The sequence below is a fragment of the Salinicoccus sp. RF5 genome (genome assembly GCF_020786625.1).
In the GTDB taxonomy this organism is placed as follows: Bacteria; Bacillota; Bacilli; order Staphylococcales; family Salinicoccaceae; genus Salinicoccus.
Genome location: NZ_JAJGRC010000003.1, coordinates 70425 through 92956, shown reverse-complemented (window position 1 = coordinate 92956; position 22532 = coordinate 70425). Strand labels below are relative to the sequence as shown.

Annotated in this window: 24 protein-coding genes; 3 read left to right on the top strand and 21 right to left on the bottom strand. The window is 51.4% G+C overall.

From position 1 onward, the window contains the following. Positions 1–17: 17 nt before the first annotated feature. Positions 18–497 carry a hypothetical protein gene (locus LLU09_RS09675; protein WP_228311556.1) on the bottom strand — a complete coding sequence of 160 codons (480 nt, stop codon included), beginning with the start codon at positions 495–497 and terminating at the stop codon, positions 18–20. A gap of 152 nt (positions 498–649) precedes the next feature. Between LLU09_RS09675 and LLU09_RS09670 the strand changes: the two genes are divergently transcribed. Continuing rightward, positions 650–1780 (top strand): NADH-dependent flavin oxidoreductase, encoded by a 1131-nt coding sequence (locus LLU09_RS09670; protein ID WP_228311555.1) that lies wholly within the window; start codon positions 650–652, stop codon positions 1778–1780. A 43-nt stretch (positions 1781–1823) separates the two neighbouring features. On the opposite strand, the gene LLU09_RS09665 is transcribed toward LLU09_RS09670, so the two are convergent. The 3 genes from LLU09_RS09665 to LLU09_RS09655 all read right to left on the bottom strand — a co-directional run bounded on the left by LLU09_RS09665 (position 1824) and on the right by LLU09_RS09655 (position 4305). Beyond that, positions 1824–2315 (bottom strand): dihydrofolate reductase, encoded by a 492-nt coding sequence (locus LLU09_RS09665; protein ID WP_031546221.1) that lies wholly within the window; start codon positions 2313–2315, stop codon positions 1824–1826. A gap of 12 nt (positions 2316–2327) precedes the next feature. Beyond that, positions 2328–2747: a pyridoxamine 5'-phosphate oxidase family protein gene (locus LLU09_RS09660; protein ID WP_175288534.1), complete on the bottom strand. Its 420-nt coding sequence runs from the start codon at positions 2745–2747 to the stop codon at positions 2328–2330. A gap of 94 nt (positions 2748–2841) precedes the next feature. Next, positions 2842–4305: a PTS transporter subunit EIIC gene (locus LLU09_RS09655; RefSeq protein WP_228311554.1), complete on the bottom strand. Its 1464-nt coding sequence runs from the start codon at positions 4303–4305 to the stop codon at positions 2842–2844. 182 nt (positions 4306–4487) lie between these two features. On the opposite strand from LLU09_RS09655, the gene LLU09_RS09650 reads away from it, so the two are divergent. Continuing rightward, positions 4488–5987: an FAD-dependent monooxygenase gene (locus tag LLU09_RS09650; protein ID WP_228311553.1), complete on the top strand. Its 1500-nt coding sequence runs from the start codon at positions 4488–4490 to the stop codon at positions 5985–5987. Between the two features lie 50 nt (positions 5988–6037). Here LLU09_RS09650 and LLU09_RS09645 read toward each other — a convergent pair whose 3' ends face one another. From LLU09_RS09645 to LLU09_RS09575, 15 genes are all read right to left on the bottom strand, one after another. Then, positions 6038–6790 carry a TspO/MBR family protein gene (locus LLU09_RS09645; RefSeq protein ID WP_094906918.1) on the bottom strand — a complete coding sequence of 251 codons (753 nt, stop codon included), beginning with the start codon at positions 6788–6790 and terminating at the stop codon, positions 6038–6040. A 176-nt stretch (positions 6791–6966) separates the two neighbouring features. Beyond that, positions 6967–8043, bottom strand: coding sequence for a Gfo/Idh/MocA family protein (locus LLU09_RS09640; protein ID WP_228311552.1), 1077 nt, complete (start codon positions 8041–8043; stop codon positions 6967–6969). Between the two features lie 45 nt (positions 8044–8088). Next, positions 8089–8949 carry a sugar phosphate isomerase/epimerase family protein gene (locus LLU09_RS09635; RefSeq protein WP_228311551.1) on the bottom strand — a complete coding sequence of 287 codons (861 nt, stop codon included), beginning with the start codon at positions 8947–8949 and terminating at the stop codon, positions 8089–8091. Next, complete coding sequence (locus LLU09_RS09630) at positions 8946–9956, bottom strand: Gfo/Idh/MocA family protein (protein WP_228311550.1); 1011 nt, start codon at positions 9954–9956, stop codon at positions 8946–8948. Before LLU09_RS09630 ends, LLU09_RS09635 begins: the two co-directional genes overlap by 4 nt. 72 nt (positions 9957–10028) lie before the next feature. Next, on the bottom strand, positions 10029–11174 hold the full coding sequence (locus LLU09_RS09625; protein WP_228311549.1) for a Gfo/Idh/MocA family protein: 1146 nt from the start codon (positions 11172–11174) through the stop codon (positions 10029–10031). 12 nt (positions 11175–11186) lie between these two features. Continuing rightward, on the bottom strand, positions 11187–11999 hold the full coding sequence (locus LLU09_RS09620) for an AraC family transcriptional regulator (protein ID WP_228311548.1): 813 nt from the start codon (positions 11997–11999) through the stop codon (positions 11187–11189). A 291-nt stretch (positions 12000–12290) separates the two neighbouring features. Next, positions 12291–13457: a cation:proton antiporter gene (locus LLU09_RS09615; RefSeq protein WP_228311547.1), complete on the bottom strand. Its 1167-nt coding sequence runs from the start codon at positions 13455–13457 to the stop codon at positions 12291–12293. Beyond that, positions 13454–13642, bottom strand: coding sequence for a cation:proton antiporter regulatory subunit (locus LLU09_RS09610; RefSeq protein WP_255620855.1), 189 nt, complete (start codon positions 13640–13642; stop codon positions 13454–13456). The genes LLU09_RS09615 and LLU09_RS09610 overlap by 4 nt, the downstream gene beginning before the upstream one ends. Next, entirely contained in the window at positions 13639–13932 is a 294-nt protein-coding gene (locus tag LLU09_RS09605; protein ID WP_228311546.1) for a cation:proton antiporter regulatory subunit, read from the bottom strand. The genes LLU09_RS09610 and LLU09_RS09605 overlap by 4 nt, the downstream gene beginning before the upstream one ends. 174 nt (positions 13933–14106) lie before the next feature. After that, positions 14107–15108: a proline racemase family protein gene (locus tag LLU09_RS09600; RefSeq protein ID WP_228311545.1), complete on the bottom strand. Its 1002-nt coding sequence runs from the start codon at positions 15106–15108 to the stop codon at positions 14107–14109. A 34-nt stretch (positions 15109–15142) separates the two neighbouring features. Then, positions 15143–15949, bottom strand: a complete 807-nt coding sequence (locus LLU09_RS09595; RefSeq protein WP_228311544.1) for a carbon-nitrogen family hydrolase — start codon at positions 15947–15949, stop codon at positions 15143–15145. 5 nt (positions 15950–15954) lie between these two features. After that, complete coding sequence (locus tag LLU09_RS09590) at positions 15955–16677, bottom strand: hypothetical protein (protein WP_228311543.1); 723 nt, start codon at positions 16675–16677, stop codon at positions 15955–15957. Continuing rightward, positions 16674–17570, bottom strand: a complete 897-nt coding sequence (locus tag LLU09_RS09585; RefSeq protein WP_031546208.1) for an ABC transporter ATP-binding protein — start codon at positions 17568–17570, stop codon at positions 16674–16676. The genes LLU09_RS09590 and LLU09_RS09585 overlap by 4 nt, the downstream gene beginning before the upstream one ends. After that, the gene (locus tag LLU09_RS09580; RefSeq protein WP_031546206.1) at positions 17570–18745 is read right to left on the bottom strand and encodes an ABC transporter permease; all 1176 of its coding nucleotides are present in this window, start codon (positions 18743–18745) and stop codon (positions 17570–17572) included. The genes LLU09_RS09585 and LLU09_RS09580 overlap by 1 nt, the downstream gene beginning before the upstream one ends. Next, the gene (locus LLU09_RS09575; protein ID WP_228311542.1) at positions 18745–19959 is read right to left on the bottom strand and encodes a hypothetical protein; all 1215 of its coding nucleotides are present in this window, start codon (positions 19957–19959) and stop codon (positions 18745–18747) included. The genes LLU09_RS09580 and LLU09_RS09575 overlap by 1 nt, the downstream gene beginning before the upstream one ends. Positions 19960–20091: 132 nt before the next feature. On the opposite strand from LLU09_RS09575, the gene LLU09_RS09570 reads away from it, so the two are divergent. After that, positions 20092–20511 carry a GNAT family N-acetyltransferase gene (locus LLU09_RS09570; protein WP_228311541.1) on the top strand — a complete coding sequence of 140 codons (420 nt, stop codon included), beginning with the start codon at positions 20092–20094 and terminating at the stop codon, positions 20509–20511. A 29-nt stretch (positions 20512–20540) separates the two neighbouring features. Here the strand turns inward: LLU09_RS09570 and LLU09_RS09565 are convergent, their stop codons facing one another. Together LLU09_RS09565 and LLU09_RS09560 are read right to left on the bottom strand one after the other, a co-directional pair. Beyond that, positions 20541–21434 carry a YitT family protein gene (locus LLU09_RS09565; RefSeq protein WP_156964967.1) on the bottom strand — a complete coding sequence of 298 codons (894 nt, stop codon included), beginning with the start codon at positions 21432–21434 and terminating at the stop codon, positions 20541–20543. 87 nt (positions 21435–21521) lie between these two features. Continuing rightward, positions 21522–22415, bottom strand: coding sequence for a diacylglycerol/lipid kinase family protein (locus LLU09_RS09560; RefSeq protein WP_228311540.1), 894 nt, complete (start codon positions 22413–22415; stop codon positions 21522–21524). Positions 22416–22532: the final 117 nt, after the last annotated feature.

Here is a 22532-nt window from a genome sequence, read left to right as displayed (position 1 = left end):
AATTCCTCCAGCCTGCTTCAATACAAAAAGTGCACCACCGTGAGGATGAACATTGAAATGCCGAGGCGTATATGGAGTTTCCGGATTCTGATCCTTGGATCGACCAGCAGGCGGTACCAGCCCGAGAGGACGAGAACGAACAAATTGATGGATGCGAGGAAACCGGTCAGTATCTTCATATTGCCAAGATCAAATCCATATAGAGCAACCACCGCCCAGGCATGCAGCAGTATGATCAGAAACGCCCCCGTCCCCATCCACCGGTGGTATGGCCGGATCCGCTTGGACATCGTGGCGAGCCTGATCTTCGTCTGCCTGTTTTCGAGGTTCCGGATTGTGGAGAAGACCGCGTTGCGCGTCCAGTTGAAGATGAAGAACAGGAAGCCCGTGAAACCGAGCAGGATATGGATGTAGGATGTATGGACCGCCACACCCGAAGCGACATTCCATATCGCCCAGACGAGCAGCAGCCCATTCAATAGAAACCAGATGCTCATGTATTTCTCCTCCATCATTTTTTCTCTTCATACTCTACCATATTTCCTTCCCTTAACCATCCTCCCGAACAGGAAAATTGAAAAGATGGAAAGTGGATTGGTATAGTATATCCTGTTGCACCAATCAAGAAATATCAGGAGGCTTCAACATAATGAACGAAAAATATGCACCCCTGTTCGAGACCGTTCCATTGCCGAACGGCGTCGAGCTCAGGAATAGATTTGTATTGGCACCACTGACACACGTCACCTCGAACGATGATGGCACCGCATCAAACGCGGAAATCGAATATATCGGCAAACGCTCCAGAGGCATGGGACTCGCGCTCACTGCAGCTTCCAACGTGACGGACCTCGGCAAGGCCTTCCCCGGCCAGCCGTCCATCGCCCATGATTCGGACATCGAAGGACTGAGGAAAGTTGCCCAGGCCATGAAGGAGGACGGGGCAAAGGCCGTCGCCCAAATCCACCATGGCGGCGTACAGGCTCTGCCGAAATGGACACCGGACGGCGACTGTGTCGGACCGAGCCCGATCACCATGCAGAGTTTCGATGAAACAGAACCCCATGAAGCACGTGAGATCACTGAAGCGGAGATCGAGGAGACGATCCGGGCATTCGGCGAGGCGACACGGCGCGCGGCAGAAGCAGGATTCGACGGCGTGGAAATCCATGGCGCGAACCACTACATCATCCATCAGTTCGTCTCCCCCTACTTCAATAAGCGGATGGACAAATGGGGAGAAGACCGCTACCTGTTTGCAATGGAAGTTGTGGACGAGGTGGTCAAGGCAGCCAGGAAACATGCGGACGACGACTTCATCATCGGCTACCGCTTCTCCCCTGAGGAGCCACAGTCCCCGGGGATAGACATGGAAATCACCGAAACACTGATCGGCAAGCTGGTCGAGAAGCCGCTCGACTACCTCCACGTCTCGCTGTTCGATATACATTCCGAGACACGCGACGGCAAGTACGCAGGCATCGAACGCGTCGAACTGCTGCATAAATGGATCGGTGGCCGCATGCCGCTGATCGGCATCGGCTCCATCTTCACACCGGACCAGGCACTTGAAGCCGTTGAAGCGGGCAATGTCGACATGATCGCCATCGGCCGTGCCGCACTGCTCGACCATGATTTCGTCAAGAAGACGGAAGCCGGCAGGGAAAATGAAATCATCAATGTGTTCGACCCGGAACGGTCGGACAAGCACGAACTGCCGGACCCGCTGTGGCAGCAGCTCTATAAAGGGTTCTATCCCGTACCGCGCACGGACCAGTAGAAAGAAGTCCCCGTATCCATGATACGGGGACTTTCTATATGCATCACTTGCGCCGCCATACTTCATAGGTATGCGGATATTTGTTCTTCCCATCGACAGGCCCGTCCCATGATTCGACGCGTTCAAACGGGCTGTAGTCGAAATCTGCCGGAAAATACGTATCTCCTTCGAAAGTGTCATGGATGACGGTGCGATAAAGTACATCGACCTCATCCTCAAACATCTTGAACAGTGTACCACCGCCGATGATGTAGAGGTCCTCCCCGTTCTCCTCTTCAAGCGCCAGTATCTCCTCTTTGGAATGTACGACGATGGCGCCCGGTGCCTCGTAGTCCGCCTGCAGTGTGAGGACGATGTTGCGTCGGCCCGGCAGCGGCCGGTTGGGGATGGTCTCATATGTCTTTCGGCCTGTGACGATATCCCCCTGCATCGTCACATCCTTGAAGAACTTGATGTCGGCCGGGAGCCGCCATGGCAGCGCCTTATCCCTGCCGATCAGTTTGTTTTCGTCTTCCGCCCACACGTAGGCAAGCATTGTGTCCCCTCCTTATAGTGACAATTTCACTTCTTCATACTTATCATCATTCATGATTTTGATATCCGTCGGTGTGATCTTCAGCACTTTGAGATGTGGATTGTCCTTGGAATCGAAGAATTCCGCATCGGCATCTTCCCACACCCAGTCGATCGTCTCCTGGTCATTGATGCGTTCGACATCGCCATATACTTCAACGAAGGCGTGACTCGGGGAGTCATGGAACCCAAGCAATACATGCGCTTTCGGGTTATCCCCGAGTTCATCATATTTCGGCGACTGGTCATTCGTCTTCGCATACAGCGTCAGTCCATCATTATAGAACCACATGTAGCGAGCATTCGGTTCATTATTCTGTGCTGTCGAGAGGACACCGATCTTCGATTCATCCAATATTTCAGTAATGCGTTCTATCGCCTTCGATTGTTCCATCGTATCACCTGTCCTTATTGTTGATTTATATATATATCCATATCCTGAATCACGGCGTTTGAACCATCGAAGTTCGATTTCCTGGATCAAAGAATCATTTCGCAAGGTCCGCTTTAGCCGGATTTTTTGGCTTTTCGCGCTTCTTTGCCATTTCCATTCTGTCATTATAGCCCCATACATAAGTGAGGCCGAAGGCTACGAAAAGGGTGATTGCTGTGACGAGGATGGCGTACCAGAAATTCGCGGTGATGCCGTTGTCCGGATCTATGAACGATGGCAGGCCGATGAGGGATCCGATGATGCTCCACATGTTGATGTTGAGCAGCCCGGCCAGGAAGCCGCCAAGTGCACTCGCGATGCTCGCACAGATGAACGGTCTGCGGAAACGCAGATTGATGCCGTAGATGGCGGGCTCCGTAATGCCGCAGAAGGCGGAGAAGGCGCCTGCATACCCGATTTCCTTGATGTCGGCCTTCTTCGTCTTGACGGCTACTCCAAGTGCTGCCCCACCCTGTCCAACGATGGTCATGCTCACCATCGCAGACAGATAACTGTAGCCAAGGGTCGCAAAATCATTGACATAGATCGGAATGATGCCCCAGTGCAGGCCGAATATCACCAGCAGCTGGTAGAACCCATTGATGATTGCACCGAATATCGGGGCATTCAGATTCAGCATCGACTCCAGCCCATTGGCGAGTAGTGAGGAGAAGCCGATCAGAACCGGCCCGGTCAGGATGAGGGTGATGGTCGACACAAGTCCAATGACGGCGATGGGGATGAAGATCGCTTGTATGTAGGCGGATACCCATGTCTTCAGCCACTCCTCAAGCTTCTTGACCATCCATGCGGCAAGTATCATCGGAAAAATCGAATAGGTATATGCCAGGAATGGAAAGTCGACCGTACCGATCGAGAAGATGCTGACGTCGCTGTTTGCAGCTTCAAGTATCGTCGGATGGATGATGACGCCCCCGATGACGGCTGTCAGCAGCGGATTGCCGTCAAGCCGTTTCGCCGCATTGAAGCCGACCAGTACTGGAAGGAAGTAGAATACCGCATCAGCCATGGCATTGATGATCAGATAGGCCGTCCCGGTATCGGAAATGATGTTCGAACTCGTCAGTACAGCAAGGAGCCCCTTGATGATTCCTGCGGCAGCAAGAATGTTGATGATCGGCATGACGGCGCCGGTAATGATGCCGATCAGCGTGTTGAAGCCATGCCGCACTTTTTCAGAAGCGGTTCTGTCCGCTTTAGGAGCGGCTGCAGGTGCATCTTCCGAATCCGTTTCATCAGAGAGGGACAGTTGGCTGACCACTTCCTTATGGATATCATCGACTGCAGGCCCAACAACAACCTGGTACTGGCCTCCTGCCTCCACCACCCCCATGATGCCCTCCAATTCCTTTATCCTCTCACTATCCGGGAGGGTGTCGTCCTTCAGATAGAAGCGGAGACGGGTGACGCAGTGGATCACTTTATCGATGTTCCCTTCCCCGCCTACGAGCCTGATGATGTCACTGGCCAGTATGCGGTAGTCCTTTTTATTCTTCATATGTGAATTGCCCCTTTCTTTCCAATATGTAATGGGATGATTGTTCAGACCCTATCATTCTAGCACAGAATCCGGGGTACAGAACCGCGGGTGTCATTCGAAACCGCAGGAGGAACCCAAGAGGATAATGGGTATAGTAGTAATGAATGATGGAAGGACAACGCATTACGGAGGTGATATGCATGGAAAATGCAGTATTGATCGTCGGTGCGGGACCGACCGGCCTCGCGCTTGCCATCGGACTGGAGAAGCAGGGAGTACCGTTCCGCATCATCGAACAGAATGACGGGCCCGGCAAGACGTCACGGGCGATGGTCGTCCATGCCCGGACACTCGAGTTCTATCGGCAGTTCGGACTGGCACATCGGTTGACGGAAGCCGGCATCGTGGAGGATGCCGTGCACATCTATAAGGACCGTCTCGAAGTCGGCAGGATCCCAATCGGGGAGATGGGCACAGGAATCACCCCCTACCCCTACCTGCTGAGCCTGGCCCAGGATGTACATGAATCCATCCTCGTCGAATACCTGGAATCAAAGGGGATACGGGTGGAATGGCAGACCGAACTGATTTCATTCGAAGAAGAGGAAGACCACATCGAAGCAGTGATTCAGAACCACTCGGGGAACTCTCGTTCCAGATATGCTTATGTATGCGGATGTGATGGTGCACACAGCACAGTACGGCATCAACTCGATCTTGATTTCCCCGGCGGCACGTACAGCCAGATCTTCTTTGTGGCAGATGCAGAAAACACCCAGCCGTTCAAAGGGATGTCGGCCGGCTTCCGGGGCAGCGAGTTCAATCTGGCACTGAACATCCGGACAACCGGCACCGTCCGTCTGATCGGCATCATCCCACCCCACCTGATCGATCCCGAACCCCCTCAGGTGTTCTCTCCGCTCATCCCCCATGTCGAGAGCGTACTGCCCATCAAAGTGGGAGAGGTGAACTGGTATTCTCCCTACAGGGTCCATCACCGTGTGACGGACAAATTCAGGAAAGGCCGGGCCTTCATTTTGGGGGATGCCGCCCATATACACAGTCCGGCCGGCGGTCAGGGCATGAATACAGGCATCGGCGATGCCTTCAACCTGTCATGGAAACTCGCCTGTGCCATTAAAGGAAGGATGGACCCCGCCATCCTGGATACGTACGAGACGGAACGGATCGCCTTTGCACGGAAGCTCGTTGCAACGACGGATCGCATATTCAAGGAGGCGGTCAACAGGAAACGGTTCAGGAACATCATGATGCCATATATATTCCCGAGAGTGGTGCAGTCCTACAAAGTCCGACGCATCCTCTTCAAGATCATTTCCCAGACAAGAATCCGTTATCCGGACAGTGAGTTGAGTACGGGCAGAAGTGGGGGCATCAGAGGTGGTGACCGCCTGCCTTGGCTGCCCATTGAAGAGGGCGACAACTTCGAACCGCTCACTAGTGTGGATTGGCAGCTCCATGTCTATGGCCGTCCGGCCAAAAATATCAGACACCTGTCCGACCGGTCCGGCCTCCCGCTCCACTACACACGATGGACGAGGGATATGAAAAAGAAGGGTATCAAAAGAAACGCCGCCTTCCTCGTCCGGCCGGACGGCCACGTCGGAGTGGCCGCCACCACAGCAAACATCAGGCCGATCAAAGAGTATGTGGAACGCTTCAATCTTAAGATGAGATAGAATACACCCCTGATGCTGTCGGCATCAGGGGCGTCTCCCATTGATTATTCCTATCGATTTTCTGCAGGCCTCCCCGATCCACTGCGCACCTTCATGAAGATGACGATGATTGCGGTGATCAGCAGTATGACCGATCCGACGAGGAGGACGATATCCAGGCTGCCATACTCACCGGCATTTTTCGTGTATATGCCGAAGTATGGCCAGATGATGATAAGGGGATACAGCCAGTCTCTAAAGTAGATTCCGATGGCAACACCAATCAGTGTCGCCACAGCCAGTATGAGGAGCGTCCATCCAAGCTCACCCATTCCAAAGAGGCCGTCAAGGTTGTACTTCTCCGTCAAATTGAAGATATTGACGATGGTCGCCACCGTCACCCATGCGAAGTAGATGGAAAACGGCAGCCGATCGAACCAGTGGTAGCCGGTTTCCGTCAATGTGGTATACATTTCCGCCAGCGTATACAGCAGAGCGATGATTACAATGACGGAGGCGAATATCCACTGCTGCGTGAAGACGATGATCCACAGGGCATTCAGCATAAAATTGACGATCGGCCAGAACTTCAGGCGGGAGGCCACGGATTCCTCCCATGTCTTCGCAAAGAATGCCTTGATTATCCAGATGAACAGCAGAATATAGATCAGTCCCCAGATGGAGAATGCAAATCCTGCCGGCTGGATGATCGTTTCATTGTTGTTGGCCACCCCGCCCACATTGGTGGTGGTCAAATAGTTTACGAATATCATGACGATGAATGCGACAAGGTACCCGGTCGCCCACTTCTTCTGTCTGGACATATGACTTCACTCTCTCTATAAGTAATAGTGTCCTTATCTATTCTCTCTATAGCGGCCAATGAAACATTGCGCCTACTTTATATCATCGATGATGGAACTCCATCTCTGCAATCTGTAAGGCATCATCCCGGACATGAAAAAGTAGAAGGCTTTGAGGACCTTCTGCAGCTTCATTCCTACTGTGTAACGTTCAGGGCTTCTTCCTGGGCCGTCAGGCATAATTCAGCGGCTTTGAAGACATGCTCCTGCATCATGGCATTTTCCGTACGGTGGATGCAATCCTTGATCAGCTCTCCGAAAAATGGGAATCCGACTTTACCGGAGAGGTCATAATGTTTCTCGCCGTCTCCGTTGACCAGATAGAGGTGGTCCCCGGACTCTTCTCGTGCCACATCCACATACTTGCGGATTTCAATAGTACCTTCTGTTCCGGTGATGAACGTCCTTCCATCTCCCCATGTACTCAATCCTACCGGGGTGAACCAGTCCACTTTGAAGTAGAAGGTGGCTCCATTATCGCCGACGAGCGTAGCATCCCCATAATCTTCCAGCTCAGGATATTCGGCATTGTCATAATTTCCGACTTTGCTGTGCAGAACCCGGGCGTCCTTGTTGCCGGTGTAGTAGAGGAACTGTTCAATCTGATGGCTTCCGATGTCGCAAAGGATGCCGCCATACTGCTCCTTGTTGAAGAACCAGGCCGGACGACTCGGTGCATTAAGGCGGTGGGGGCCGAATCCGGTGACCTGCACCACTTCGCCTATTGCGCCGTCGGAGATGAGGTCTCCTGCAAATACAGCCCCTTCCACATGCAGACGTTCACTGAAGTAGACCATATATTTCTGGTTCGTCTTTGCGACCACCTGCTTCGTTTCTTCCAACTGCGCTTTCGTAGTAAATGGTGTCTTATCCGTGAAGTAATCTTTCCCACTTTCCATGACCGTATTCCCGAGGCGGCTCCGCTCTGAAGGAATTGCTGCAGCTGCGACCAGCTGCACTTCATCATCCTCCAATATCTGTTCAAGCGACTCTGCCACTTCAGTTTCCGGAAACTGTTCCTTGAAGGCTTCCACCTTCTCAGGGTCGGGATCATATACCCATTTCAGGGTGGCTCCTGCTTCTAGAAGGCCATTGCACATGCCATAGATGTGTCCATGATCCAAAGCCACTGCGGCTATTGGGAACTCCCCCTCCTTCACTACGGGATTCGGCTTCCCTTTCGGTGCATAGTTCATACCGTCTTTATTACCCATGGTCTGTTCAGTCCTCCATTCTTAATCACATGTTTTTATATACTATTAAAACCAATCGCCGTAACCCAGTTCCCTCAAGTTTCCGGCAGAAATCTCAAGACTGTCGAACGGGTCCCTTCCATAAGTATCATCCTGTTCGATCAGGAAGTATTCCGCTCCACTTTCCAGTCCCGCTTCGATTATCGCCGGCATATCCAGGTTGCCTTCCCCTACTTCCGCGAATTCAATGATGTTCGTGAACTTATGGAAGAATTTCGCCATATCTTCAAAATCTTCAGGTTCTGTCTCCAACGCACCAACACGGTAGTCCTTCAGGTGCAGCAGGGAGATCCGCCCCTTATACTCTTTGATGAACTCCACCGGGTTGACGCCCGCCCGCTGTATCCAGTGGACATCCAGCTCAAACCCAAGCTTGTCCGTGTTATCCTTCATCAGATCAAGCAGATACTCCCCATCGAACTTCTGGAATTCGATATGGTGCGTATGGTAATACAGGTGAATGCCATGTTCCTCGAGCTTTCCCGCCATCTCTTCTGCACGTTCAATGAAAGACATGATGCTGTCCTTATCACTCATCATCTTCAGTGGCATCATTCCTATACGCACAAACTCGCAGTCGAGTGTCTTGCAGTCTTCAACGATTTTATCGAAGTCCTCTGTAAGCGTCTCCCCTGGCGCTCCCGGCAATATAGGCTCAAGTCCAGCAGACAGGGCGGCAATTTTAATGCCGAAATCATCGCTCGCACGTTTAAGTTCCGACACATTCTCTTTAGTCATAGGTATCTGGGACACTTCCACAGCACCATAACCCAACTCATGAAGTCTCTTCAGCGTTTCGTAAGGTCCGTTCTCTTCCACTTTCTCCTTCAACATCATCATTTGTACACCAATTTTGCCCTTGGTCATCTATATACCTCCAGATTGATCGCTTTTTTGATTTGTGAAGATTTTCTTATAGCACTGATCATTTCCATCGAAGTCTGTGCATCATTCAGTCCTATATAGTTCTCTGTTACATTCAGGATACATTCATAGAACTGGTTGATCAGCTTTGAATGGCTTGCTCCATAATAGAACTTCTCTCCAGGCAGCGCTTCATCTTCAACGATTTTCACTTTCCTGCCCGAATCATCGGCAGCGGTAAGAATATTATCTTTGATCGTCAATTTCCCTTTTTCTAAAATCACCTGGAATTCCACGGAAGAATTCACCGCGTTGGTCACCGTTGCAAAAAACAGGCCGGTAGCCCCATTTTTGAACTGGATATTTGCGGTAGCGGTATCTTCCACTTCAACTCCATAATCGAACAGGTTATCTATGGACCCGCGCATCGTATCGATCTCCCCGCCAATCAGTTGGATAAGATCGAGTGTATGGATCGCCTGATTGATCATCACTCCGCCACCGGCTTTTTCCATGATGCCCCGCCACGGTTTTCTTTCATAGTAGGCTCTGGGCCTGAACCAGGTTACAAGTCCTTTGATGCCCATCACCTTGCCATAATCTCCGCTTTCGACGAGCTTCTTCAATTGTATGAAGGTCTCGTTGAGACGGTTCTGAAGACTGACGCACATTTTGATCTCCGGATATTCATTCTCCAGCTGCACCATCAATATCCCTTCTTCCGCATTGCGCGCAAGCGGTTTTTCGAGAAAAATGTGTACACCTTTTTCTGCACAGGCTTTCGTCACTGGATAGTGAAGGTGATGCGGTAGACAGATATGCACACAGTCCAGTGCTTCTTCCTCGAGCATTTTTTCATAATCTGTATAAAAAGCGGCTCCCGGCACTGTACTCTCCAACGATTCATCGATATCACATACAGCACGAAGCCGCGCTTCTGGATGCTTTTCAATGACCGGAAGATGGATATGAGAAATATCCCCGAGTCCAATAACTCCTACGTTAAGCATGATTATTCCTTCCTCTCCTGCATAACACTGTACATATCTGGAAAAGGGAGGCACTCCCCCTTTCCATTACACTCACTGCTTTTCTTCAGCAATCCTTTCATTCAACTCAGCCAGGTACTGTTCTTCATCCACCGGCAGTTCGACTTCCTTGCCCAACCAGCTGGAGAGGTGGATGGCATTGGCCAGAGCGACCCCTTGAATACCGTCGCTTCCTGGAGCAATGAGCGGGACGCCATCAAGAATGTTCGCAGCGAAATTCTCGAGTACAGCAATATGCTGGCCGCCCCATACGCTTTCGAACTCCTTCACTTCCGTTTCATAGATGTCATCGGTGGATTCTCCCATGAAAATTTTGGCTACATCCTCCATGTTCATGGATTTGTTCATTTCAGGCTCAGGTTTCTTAAGTCGTTTTACTGTCAGGGTTTTACTGTCATCGACAACAATCTTTCCCTTGTCTCCAAGGATCTCCAAACGATCTGTACCGATGATGTCATGGGTGCAGGTCACGAATACCCCCGTCGCTCCGTTCCCATAATCCAGCAGCGTCGTCACTTCGTCTTCAACAGCGATATCCCTCTGATATCCGTATTTCACCTTGGAATATACTGACTCTGGCATACCGGCAATCCACTGCAGGAGGTCCAGCTGGTGAGGGGCCTGATTGACGAGCACCCCGCCTCCTTCTCCTTCCCATGTCGCTCTCCATGCACTTTGATCATAGTACCCCTGTGGCCTCCACCATGTCGTGATGATCCAGTTGGTACGCCTTATATCACCTATCTCATCGTTATCGATGATGCTTTTCACCTTCCGATACAATTCGTTCGTACGCTGGTTGAAGACGATCGCGTAGGTAAGGTTCGGCTTTTCTGCGGCATAGTCGTTCAGTTCTTTCACCTGCTTCGTATACACACCAGCCGGTTTCTCGACCAGGGGATGGATGTCCCGCTTCAGCGCCTCAATTCCCATTTCCGGATGGAGATAATGGGGAACAGTCGTCACTACTGCGTCGACTGCACCACTTTCCATCATTTCTATGTAGTCTTCATAGAAAGGGGTATCAGGGTACTTCTCTGCCGCCTCTTCTTTCTTCGCAGAATCAATGTCGCAGATGGCTCCGATTTCCATGTTCTTCACTCTGCCTTCTGCAATGAACCCTGCATATGCGCCTCCTTGGGCGCCGAATCCTATAATTCCCAGTTTCACTTTATTCATATTAACCTCTCCTCATATATAGATTTTCAAGCGTGTCTGGCGGTACTCCTTTGCCGTTACGCCCACTTTCTCTTTAAAATAGCGACTGAAATGTGAAGCACTTTCAAATCCACTTTCAAAGGCTATGTCCTTCAACGGTTTCGAAGGCTCCGCCTCGAGCAGATATTTCGCCCGCATCAAACGCGACCCCATAACGTACTCCATAACCGTGAATCCCGTCATTTCCCTGAACACGTGGGATACATATGACTTGCTGATATTGAGGTCGGATGCAACCATATCGATCGTCACCTTCTCCGTATAATGCTGCTGGATGTATGCTGCTATCTTTTCAGCATGTTCAATTTTCTCTGAATGGACTCCCGGCTGTTTCAGCTTATCGGGTTCACCGATACGATGGATGATTGTAAGCATTTGAACGAACAGAGCCTTCTGTTCCATTTCTGCATTCTCTTCATCTTCGAACTTCTCCAATTCATCCATCCGCCGTATGACCGTTTCGAGTTTTTTGTATTCGTCATTCATTTTCGTACGAATGAAGTAATGATGACGTTCCTCGAATACTTTGAGCAGATAAAGTCCCCCCAGTTCTTTCAGCAGACCTCGTATCCACTGCGGGGAGAAATGGATGACACTGCGCACATATTCGCTGTTGCGTGGTACATTGGGCTTATGAAGCGCCAACCCATCCATCAGAAGAATATCTCCAGGCTCGAGGTCGTAGATCTGATTATTGATCAGATAGCGACAGACTCCATCGTGAAAGATATATATCTCATATTCCTGATGTGAATGATAGGACGCCTCTTCCCAGATACCTTTCATCTGATAGTTGACAAAGTATGAATTCTTCAATGCTACCACCCTCTATGTATTCATCTTCTCATGTCTGATGAATAAATTCATTAAATGATAATGCCCATTTTCTTTGTAAAATTGTCTGAGAATGCTTTTTAATTTCCCTTTATGGATAATTCATTCATTAGTTGATTGCAACAACAATTGATGAATAAAAAGAAGTAGCGCGGAGCCCCGTACAAGAGACCGCCCTACTTCTGAAAAATACAGAGAATAAATTTCCGTCCACCTATAAAAATGATCCCCCTTCCGGCTGTCCTACGGAGAACCTCCTGCCTTACGCATGGCAGCAAGCCGCGCGGCGATCTGGGGTGCCATTTCAAACAGCAGTATTCCTGCCACAGCGCAAAAGAATATGAACATGCCGCTGAATGTCTTGAGCTCAGTCGCAGCGAGTGCAGCGATGATGATCGAGAACTCGCCCCGCTGGGTGAGCGAGAAGCCAGCAGTCCAGGATTGCTTTATCCCCAGACCATATATCTGTCCGCCGAAATACCCGACGGCGATCTTGGCAACGATGGACCATACGAGCAGGACGCTCAGCAATGGAATCATCGGCACCCCTTCTGTGACATCTATCGTCGTTCCGAAATAGATGAAGAAAACCGGAATCAGAAGATCGCGCATGTTCCGGGTATGGTTCTGCAGGTCTTTAGACTGCCTCACTTCAGCAAACATGATGCCGGCAAGGAAGGCACCGAGCACTTCCGACAGGCCAAGCCACAGAGTCAGCCCTGCATACAACAGGGAGAACCCGATGATGAACAGGATGAAGAAATCCTCATCCAGCAGGCGTCCAATGAACGGCCTGAGGCGGGTGAAGACCACCCTGGCGAGGAAAATCGCTACAGCAATCAGGGCCGCAATCTTCACAAAGACGATGAAAAGCTGCACACCTGAAATGCCGCCGCTCAAATACATGCTCGCGATGACGGCTACAAGTATCGGCGCCACCATATCCTCGAATATCAGCAGTCCAAGCATGAAGCCCGACTCATCATTGATGAGACGGTTGCTCTTCTGCAGCATCTTCGCAGTAATCGATGAGCTGGTGGCATAGACGACCCCGCCGACAAGCATGGCACTCGTTATGTCGAGTCCCATGAATAGGGCAATGAAGAAGGTCACCCCGAAGGACAGCACCAGATCGATCAGACCGGGAATATAGATGTCCCGCGCCATACGGCCGAGCACTTTTATGGGAAATTCCATACCCAGCATGAAGAACAGGAGGACGATTCCGATTTCGGCCGCATAGTGCATCAGCTCCGATTCTTCCATGAAGAGTCCAATCATGATTCCAAGCAGAAGGAAAATGATGACATCAGGTATTTTCAGCCTGTATGCCAACAGCCCCCCGATGAACAGCACAAGCAGCAGGAGGCCACTGACAAACAGCGTCGGCGCTGAGAGGAGTCCGCTCATCCATGACCGCTCTTGCAGCGTTCTTCAAATTCTGTGATTGCATCATATTCGCCGACGACCAGAAGTACATCACCTTCCATAATTCCAAACGAAGCATCCGGCCGCGGCAGGATGTCCTCGTCCCTATTGACGCTTACGATGGAGATTTCAGCCTTGGACCGATCCTCTGCCTCTCCGACGGTCAAACCTGAAACCGGTGCACCTTGATCCAGTCCATGATCTTCTTCTTCCTGAAGATATTGAAGCGCTCGAATTCCGCTTCATCGATGGTGTCATGGTTGATGTCGATCAGCTTCAGGCCGATATCCTTCGCTTCGTCAGAAGTGAGTGCAACATTGTAATCCACATCCTCATCTTCATTGACGATATACAACTCGCGTTTACCGTTGGTATGGAGGACGATTACGATATTCAGTCCATCCAAGGTCGTCAGGGAATATTTTGTACCTATACCGGGCAACACCTGTTCTTTCATACACACCGCCCCTATCCTGTATAGAATGACTGCCTGTGCTTCCTTTCAACTCCTGCGCCATTCCACATCCTCTTCATCTGCACTTGCAGCTTATGGTGATGATGATATTAGACAATACCCATGCCGGGAATCCTTAGACTGTACTTTTCTGATTTTCCACTGCATTTACCATCATCACTTCAACAGGAAACCAGCTTTCAAATCGTCTTCAGGATCGATGATGAACTGATGGTGGCCCGTGATGAACGCACTGCCTTCGACTTGCGGTATGATTGCCGGGGTGCCCCCAACTTCTGTCTTCTGAAGCACGTGCGTCATAAACTTCCCACCGGTGATCCCCTCATGGATGAAGCACTCTCCTGCACCCAACATTCCTGACTCATGGAGCGCTGCTGCTCTTGCAGCAGTGCCTGAACCGCAGGGAGAACGGTCGATCTGCCTATTGCCGAAGACCGTCACATTCCGTGAAGGCACATCCGTTCCTTTGAATGGATCATGGAAGATGGTGCCATAAATCCCTGCAATATCTTCATTGGGGTGTCTCACTTCCAATTGCGCTTCAACGGAACGCTTCACTTTTTCTCCCCACTTCTCCAGGGCAGGCAGAGCCTGAAGATCCAATGCCAGATCAAGATCATGCACATCGACGAGAACATAGAAAGCCCCACCATATGAGATGTCGACTTTAAATCGGTACCCTTCAATATCAAGGGGAAATGATTTTTCATACAGGAAGGAAGCTACATTTTCAAATGCCACAGACGCCACTTTCTGCCCATCGATTCTTGCATGTGCCTTCACTGGCCCGCATGGGCAGTCGATGATTAATTCAGGTGATTTGTCATCGACGGCGATCATTCCCGTCTCCACGGCTGCTGTGACGACGGCTATGACGCCATGGCCACACATGGTGCTCCATCCTTCATTGTGCATGAACAGCGCACCGAAGGCCGCTCCTTCTGTAACTGGCGGTGTAATGATGCACCCGTACATGCCATCGTGTCCCCTGGGCTCATGCATGAGCTCCCTCCGTATGTAGTCGAGATTCTCCATACAGTAGGTGCGCTTCTCAAGCTGTTTATCCCCTTTGATGTCGGGCACCCCGCCTGTGATGATCCTTAATGGTTCACCCGCAACATGGGCGTCTATTGTGGTATATATCTTTTTGAATTCCATGACGTCCCCCCCTTTAACCTTTCAAGCTGCTCCCCTACAGGAAATGATACATCTCCCTTTTCCGGCTATCGAATATCGGCACTTCCTTGCGGATCCGTGCCACTTCATTTCCGTCCAATTGACCGGTTACGGCCGCATCTCCGTGATCTGCAGCCTCATCGACGACTTTGCCGAAGGGATCGATGATCATGGAACGGCCGGCGAACTCCTGATCACCGATCTCCCCGTATGTGTTCGATGCGATGAGGTAGCACTGGTTCTCGATTGCCCGGGCTTTGATGAGCACTTCCCAATGGGCCTTGCGCGCCATCGGCCATTCGGCGACGGTGAAGATGGAAGTCGCCCCCTTCAATACCAGGTCCCTGAAGAGTTCCGGGAAGCGGAGGTCATAGCAGATGACGAGGCCGCAAGTATTGCCATCGAGCGTAAATGTCTCGACCTTGTCCTTTCCGCCCGTCAGATATTCCGGTTCGTTCAGCATCGGGACCAGATGCATCTTGGAGTACTCATATACGAGCGCCCCGCTCCGGTCGACGACAAATGCAGTGTTGTACACCTCATCCGGATCATCCTTGATGTTGGCGACGGAACCCGCGACGATGTTCACATCATATTTTTGTGCAAGTTCGGAAATTACAGACTTCGCCGGCTCGAGGTCCTGGCAGGCATGCTTTTGGATATTTTCAAGGTCATATCCCGATGTCCACATCTCAGGGAGCACGACGACGTCGGTCCCCTTGAGCTCTGCACGGTCGAACTGCTCCCTGACCCTGGTAATGTTCTCTTCGACATCTCCGAATGCCACCTGATACTGCAATGCTTTTATATTGATATCAACCACTCCCATCATTCTATTTTCTTCAGCTGTAAAGGATATTCCGTAACGATGGTATCCCCTGCTTTCATTTCAGTAGGGACACCCTTCACGTCTTCCATATCTTCGTCAAGTCCCGGCATCATTGGGGACGGATTCCAATAGATGCGTGGGAGACCGTCATCACCCATGATCGGGAGGCTTTCCGACAGCAGCTCATATTCTCCGGCTGGCACATGGGTGCCGACCGTGTGTGTACCGGCCGGAATTTCGATATATTCTTCCCCATCCATTTCCATCATATCATTTCCCACTGGCGTAATCGCCAGCTGGCCGTCCCTGGATGCAAACGTCAGCGTATAACCACGCGCGAGATCGACCTGTGCCACCGGTGTCCGCACACCGACTGGGATTTCAAGCAGCCGCACGCCCTGATCATCCTCTATGACAAGGGCCCCTGCCTCATCCTGCAGCAGGACATCATACCTGCCTGGAGGAACATCGGTTCCTACATCATATGTACCTGCTTCAAGCTGCATCTCCTCACCGGTATCATCCTGGATGCCGGCCATCTCCGTGCTCTTGGTGAATGGGAAGCGTTCCGGAAGATCTTCCGTCATCAGTATATTGTTTTCTTCATAGGCTGTGACGGCCGCCCCATCCGCTTCAAACGCTTCACCATCATATTTCTCCGGCATGAGGCCTCCATGGCTGCATCCAGCCATGAGGACCACCGCAAACAGCCACCATCTCATGACTCCATCCCCTTATAGATCCTCAAGTAATGTTCATATGTTCCGAGCGGTCCGATTGTGGCCGATTCCGCCCCATTTTCAAGAAGCTTCTCCAACAAGGCGGCCTTCCGCTCCCCCGAAAGCTCGGCTGCCGGTATACAGATCCGGCTACCGTTCAGATGGATGGTCCCCTCGGGCCATGGTTTCATAGCCTGGAGGACTGCATCCGGCACTGTGGCCTTGATGTATTTTTCCGTTTCCTTCCTGCGGTCGTACGTGTAGGCAAGACGCCGGCCATTCAGAAAGAATATCTGATCGGCGTAGTCATCAAGGTTATCCAGAAGATGACTCGCAACAATGATGATCTTGCCCTCCGCCTTCACCTCCTGGAGGATGCGGCTCACGAGCTCTACATTGATCGGATCGAGACCGTTCATTATTTCATCCATGAACATGATCTTCGTGTCTGCGGCAATCATCATTGCAAAGCAGAGCCGCTGTCGCATGCCGAGGGAATAGGAGCTGACCTTGTTGCGGACATACCCCTCCATATTCAGCCGCTGGATGATGCCGTCTATGTCCCGCTCCTCCCTGTTCCAGATATCCCTATACATCTGGATATGTTCGTAGCCGGAAAAGTTTTCGTAGAGCTCCGCCTGGTCCGGAAAGAATGTGATCTGCTCATGGAGCGCCCTGACGTCCTTCGCAGTATTCCTGAAGTTTCTGCCGTCAATCCTTATTTCACCCTGATTGATCGGGATGAAACGGATGATCGCATTGAAGAGCGTGGTCTTTCCGGTACCATTCGGCGCGACGAGGCCGATGATTGTGCCGTCCGGAATGCTGAAACTGATATCTTCAAGGACGGTGTGGCTGCCATAGCTGATGGTCAGATCCTTAATTTCAAGTGTCATCAGTGCCTCCTCCTTTCTAGTTTTCCTGAACGTGTCGGAATGAGTCTGAATATGAAGTGGAATGCGAGCTCGACCAGCATATAAAGCACTAGAAGACTGATGAGGAGCTTCGGCACATCCACCCTGCCCGCTCCAGCCCATTCCCCTTCCAGAACCGGAAGTATCTGCAGATAGAGGAACGGGTTCCAACTGCCGAGCGGCGGGATGATCGTGAAGATATAGGGAATGAAGAATATACCGATCACGAGCGTGATTGTAAGATAAGTGTTCCTGAACATCCAGCTGAAACCAGTAGAGACCTTCAGTATGATGTAGCTCGCAGCCATGGTGAGTGCCACCACGAGCACAGTGTATTCCATTATGCTGATGTACTCCAGTTGGCTGCCGCTGTAGAGCGGCACAGGATAGAGGAGCGTCCCGGTGTCCACCGATGCGCGGTTGATGATGTAGGAGACCACAAGACCGATGAGGATGGCAATCCATATCAGCACCCAGCTGATGATCGACCGCATCCGCCATTGTGACTTCCATGTCAGCGGAATCCCCTGCGTGATGCTCCAGTTGTATTCCTGATCCCTGCTGAACCGATCCGCACCGAAGACTGCAGCGACGATATAGATGAAGACGCCGGCGAGTATATTGATGAGACTGTAGAGCACAAGACTCGGCGACATCGGATTCCAGTCGATCGCCACATCATTTTCCTTGAGGTAATTCAGGAATTTCAACCTGTTCTCAATCTCCCCCTCATCGGGTATGAAGCTCAGCAGCAGTTCCTGTGATTCGAAATCGTCCGCTTCATGGAAATGGAGCTGGTTCTCCGACATCTCTATCCCCTGATCGACGTAGTCGCTGACGATCTCCTCAAGCCCTTCCACCGTGTTTCCCTCCTTTTCGGAGAGGATGAAGCGCTGCATGCCGAGGATCTGCTGCTGACGGGCAAGTCGGTCGTAAATGTCCTGGCCGGCCTCAGTCTCGAAGTGCGCCTCAGGAATCGCATGGAAGAGGCGCTGCGTCTCGTGATACTCTTCCCTGGCCTCCTCCACAGGAAGCTTTATTGTACGATCCTGATAGAGGGTCGAGTATGTGGCGAGGAACAGCAGCAGTGCCACAAGCAGTATCCGCACCTTCCAGTCCCGGAGGACTTTAAGCACTTCCCATTTGAACAGCCGCATCACCGCACCTCCCTTTCGAACTTCTGACGATGCATCCACCCTGCCGCAAGAGCCGTGAGCATCTCAAGCACCAGTATCGATGCCCCGATCATGACCACGGCGCCGGTGAAACTGTAGGCATCGGTCATGGCGAGGAAGTTCCGCTCCCCGCTCAGCACGAGACCCGTCTCAAAATAGTTGTGCAGGAAATATTCCCCTCCGATGCCGAAGATGGCCTCCTCTCCCGTGGCGCTGTAGATCCGGTTGAAGCCGAGGATCACAAAACCGATGAGCATGACGAGGATATCGTGCCGGAAGGCAAGGGACAGCAGTGCATTCAAACGGACGAAAAAGTAGATCAGCAGCATGATGAGGATGAGCGACATGCCGATGAAGGTGCCGATTGTCTGAGTGGTGAGGTTCGAGTTCTCCCCACGATAGCCCTCATCGTATTTATAGGCACCCACTTCAAGCCCCGGCGAACCGAACCCGTACATTATCCCGGCAGCCAGGAAATACACCGCAAGCAGTACGGAGAAGATGGTCGCGAGTATTATGGCAAGGGAGACCGACTGATGTAATATGTAACGGCGCCATCCCATCGGCTGACCTGCTTTGAGTGTTCTGTGCCGCCGGTCATCGACGAGGATCTCACTCGCCACGAACACCGTGATCAGCAGCATGATGAGCGGTCCGTAATTGGCGAAGAAGCTATACAGCTGCTGGAAGGCCGTCTTCCTGTCGTACATATGAAGCGTAATCCCCTCATGATCGGCAATGCTCCGCATCTCCTGGAAGAGGCGTGTCTGATGATAGCCCATCATCTGGAGGTCGCCCTCGTACTTATCATTCAATTCCTCCCATACGGCGTCCATGGCGAAATCCGGCAGCCCTCCCGCGGTCATCTTGGCCAGCATGGCGACATCACCATTTTCAATAGCGCTGTGATGGCCGAAATAATCTTCATACTGCTGCTTCGCAGTACTGTATGTATCGATGCCGGTCATGCTGTTCACTGCAATGTCCCCCGACTCGAGCCGGGATTCCTTCATCCCGTAGGCCGCCGTCATCTCCAGGCGCAAAGTTTCCCTGTCGATCGTCATCGGGTGCTCCTGGCCCGGCATATAGAAGAAGAGGTGGACGAATATGGCGACGAAGGAGAGAATGAGCACAAGCCGGTTCTTTCGATTCCGCCATGTGCGTTTGAATGTCTCCCTGAATACTGATGCAAACATGGCAACCCATCCCAGTTCATTTAAAATATTTTAATATTCTGTAAAAATAATCCTTTCTTTATGATATATTTTCAATAGACATTGCGCAAGGGTAAATCAGCCGCTATGATTAAATGAAAAAGGGGTAAAGCCATGATTGAACTTTCTACAGGCAGGGACATCGGCTACGATGATATTGAACAGCTCTACAGGAGCAAGGGACATACATCCTATGACAAGCGGATGGATGCACTATTCGAGGCTGTGATGGCTTCCGACTATCTCGTCACGGCCTGGGATTCCGGCCAGCTCATCGGCCTGATCCGGTCCTCCGGGGACTTGATGTTCACCCAGTATGTCGCGGATTTCGTCATCCACCCGGACCACCAGTCAAAAGGGGTCGCCTCGAAACTGATGGACGCCTATCTGGAGGCGGCTGATGATGTGGAGAAGGTCTATCTGATGATGCAGGGGCCGACCAGTGCCTTCACGAGGAATTGGCTGATACATAAAGGATTTGAAACGAGGGGGAGCGACCCTTCGTCCATCTACCTGAAAACGAAGAGGAAATGAAGAAGACCCCGCCAAGGCGGGGTCTTCTTCTATATGAAATAGTTGCCGAGCACGCTGTTCACATCGTGCACCACGACGAATGCGTTCTCATCATATCGTTTGATGAGGCGCTTGAGCCGTGTCAGCTGGTTTTTGTTGATGACGACATAGAGGATGTCCTTGTCCTCCTGCGTGTAGAAGCCGCGGCCGTTCATAATCGTGACGCCGCGCCTGATTTCGCTGTTGATCATCTTGCCGAGCCGCTCGGGATGGTCGGAGATGATGGTGATGGCCTTCTTCGGGTTCATACCTTCAATGATGAAGTCCATGACCTTCGTTGCGATGTATAGGGCGATGACCGTCAGCAGCACCTGTTCGAGCGTCATGACGGTCAGGCCGATGGTGATGACGACCAGGTCGAAGAACAGGAGCGCGTAGGATACGTTGATGTCCATATATTTATTGACCAGCCGGGCAAGGATCGTCGTACCTGCCGTCGTTGCGCCGATCCGTATGATCAGACCGATGCCAAGTCCGACGAACATCCCGCCGAACACTGTGTTGACCAGTATTTCATCCGACTGCACATGCCAGGTCTCCGTCACCCATAGGAAGAATGACGTCAGGATTACAACAACGATCGTATAATACATCGAACGTTTGCTCAAATACTTGAAGCCGACGGCGAGCAGAATGGAGTTCAGCACAAGGTTCGACAGGGCCGGGGAGATATCAAATGCATAATAGAGGATGATTGCGAGCCCGGTGACGCCGCCCTCCCCGAGATTGCCGGCAATCATGAACGAATTGACCCCAATGGCAAAAATAAAAGACCCGATGATTACCGTAGCAATGTTGATCAGGGTCTGTTGCGTGATCTTTGGTGCGAATGAAACTCTTCTTTTTTCAAAATTGATGCGCTTGAGCCTATCTCTGATCTTCACAATCATCATCCTCCTCAATGTTTTTTTATCCACCGGTATATGATATACGATTGAGGGAAATATTTCAACATAGGTCGGTGGATGTCGTCATTCGGCATGACCCTCCGGCACATTGATGCGGACACAGGCGGGCACGATTTCTATATCCATGGCGCTGAAGTCTTCGGCATCCCCATCGACATCCATCACTTCCAGCCTGTCTGTATCGAGGAACAGCTTCTTCGTGCGCATATAATGGACATTGCTGTGCCCGGTCAGCCTGCCCCGGAACGCCGCGATGATGATTTCAACGATTTCCTTCGGGGTGGAGGGCACGATGTTGATGACATGAAGATGGTTGTCATCGATCCGCGCTTCAGGCAGCAGTCTGTCGAAACTGCCGACGGATGATGTATTGGCGACGATCGTCAGGATCGAATCGCTCATCACCTTCTCTTCGTCCGCATCTATCTTCACCCGATAGTTCTTCATGGTGAACAGTGCATGCAGCCCTGCATAGAGGTAGGCAAGTATGCCGAACCTGTTCTTCACTTTGGAGCTGACCCCCGTGAAGGACTCCATGAAATCACCCAGTGCAATCAGATAGGCTGCATGGCGGCCGTTGAACCGGATGACATCCGCTTCAACCGTCTTCTGTGGCTTCGACAGGTTCCGGATCGCCTCATTCATATCGAGGGGGAGGCCGAGGGCGCGTGTATAATCGTTGACGGTGCCGGCCGGGAGGATCGACAGGGCCGCCTCAGAACCACATTCAACCATACCGTCCATGATTTCACCGATGGTGCCGTCACCGCCGGAAGACACGATCAGCTCTGCATACCGTGACGCTTCCATAGCGAGCTCCTTTGCATCGGATCCGTCCGTATATAATACTTCCACTTCATAGTTCTGGCCGTGGAGGGCACGGAGCACACCATATTCGACCGGCGGCTTTTTCTTCTTCCCTGATTTTCTGTTGATGATCAGCGCTGCCTTCTTCATATACTTCCCCCGTCTTCGTCTAGTTTCTCCAATCATATAAGATAGTAAGACCATTGTCGATGCATGGATTCATTGTGCATATAAAAAGGCACCCGGCATGAGCCGGATGCCCGCTTC

What these genes read in the sequence shown, in the direction of transcription:
- LLU09_RS09645 (WP_094906918.1), bottom strand. Translation starts at nt 6,790, where the DNA reads ATGTCCAGACAGAAGAAGTGGGCGACCGGGTACCTTGTCGCATTCATC.
- LLU09_RS09580 (WP_031546206.1), bottom strand. Translation starts at nt 18,745, where the DNA reads ATGCGGCTGTTCAAATGGGAAGTGCTTAAAGTCCTCCGGGACTGGAAG.
- LLU09_RS09585 (WP_031546208.1), bottom strand. Translation starts at nt 17,570, where the DNA reads ATGACACTTGAAATTAAGGATCTGACCATCAGCTATGGCAGCCACACC.
- LLU09_RS09620 (WP_228311548.1), bottom strand. Translation starts at nt 11,999, where the DNA reads ATGAAAGGTATCTGGGAAGAGGCGTCCTATCATTCACATCAGGAATAT.
- LLU09_RS09665 (WP_031546221.1), bottom strand. Translation starts at nt 2,315, where the DNA reads ATGCTTGCCTACGTGTGGGCGGAAGACGAAAACAAACTGATCGGCAGG.
- LLU09_RS09600 (WP_228311545.1), bottom strand. Translation starts at nt 15,108, where the DNA reads ATGGAATTCAAAAAGATATATACCACAATAGACGCCCATGTTGCGGGT.
- LLU09_RS09660 (WP_175288534.1), bottom strand. Translation starts at nt 2,747, where the DNA reads ATGGAACAATCGAAGGCGATAGAACGCATTACTGAAATATTGGATGAA.
- LLU09_RS09630 (WP_228311550.1), bottom strand. Translation starts at nt 9,956, where the DNA reads ATGCTTAACGTAGGAGTTATTGGACTCGGGGATATTTCTCATATCCAT.
- LLU09_RS09590 (WP_228311543.1), bottom strand. Translation starts at nt 16,677, where the DNA reads ATGAGATGGTGGCTGTTTGCGGTGGTCCTCATGGCTGGATGCAGCCAT.
- LLU09_RS09575 (WP_228311542.1), bottom strand. Translation starts at nt 19,959, where the DNA reads ATGTTTGCATCAGTATTCAGGGAGACATTCAAACGCACATGGCGGAAT.
- LLU09_RS09625 (WP_228311549.1), bottom strand. Translation starts at nt 11,174, where the DNA reads ATGAATAAAGTGAAACTGGGAATTATAGGATTCGGCGCCCAAGGAGGC.
- LLU09_RS09615 (WP_228311547.1), bottom strand. Translation starts at nt 13,457, where the DNA reads ATGAGCGGACTCCTCTCAGCGCCGACGCTGTTTGTCAGTGGCCTCCTG.
- LLU09_RS09605 (WP_228311546.1), bottom strand. Translation starts at nt 13,932, where the DNA reads ATGAAAGAACAGGTGTTGCCCGGTATAGGTACAAAATATTCCCTGACG.
- LLU09_RS09650 (WP_228311553.1), top strand. Translation starts at nt 4,488, where the DNA reads ATGGAAAATGCAGTATTGATCGTCGGTGCGGGACCGACCGGCCTCGCG.
- LLU09_RS09635 (WP_228311551.1), bottom strand. Translation starts at nt 8,949, where the DNA reads ATGACCAAGGGCAAAATTGGTGTACAAATGATGATGTTGAAGGAGAAA.
- LLU09_RS09570 (WP_228311541.1), top strand. Translation starts at nt 20,092, where the DNA reads ATGATTGAACTTTCTACAGGCAGGGACATCGGCTACGATGATATTGAA.
- LLU09_RS09675 (WP_228311556.1), bottom strand. Translation starts at nt 497, where the DNA reads ATGAGCATCTGGTTTCTATTGAATGGGCTGCTGCTCGTCTGGGCGATA.
- LLU09_RS09560 (WP_228311540.1), bottom strand. Translation starts at nt 22,415, where the DNA reads ATGAAGAAGGCAGCGCTGATCATCAACAGAAAATCAGGGAAGAAGAAA.
- LLU09_RS09640 (WP_228311552.1), bottom strand. Translation starts at nt 8,043, where the DNA reads ATGGGTAATAAAGACGGTATGAACTATGCACCGAAAGGGAAGCCGAAT.
- LLU09_RS09670 (WP_228311555.1), top strand. Translation starts at nt 650, where the DNA reads ATGAACGAAAAATATGCACCCCTGTTCGAGACCGTTCCATTGCCGAAC.
- LLU09_RS09655 (WP_228311554.1), bottom strand. Translation starts at nt 4,305, where the DNA reads ATGAAGAATAAAAAGGACTACCGCATACTGGCCAGTGACATCATCAGG.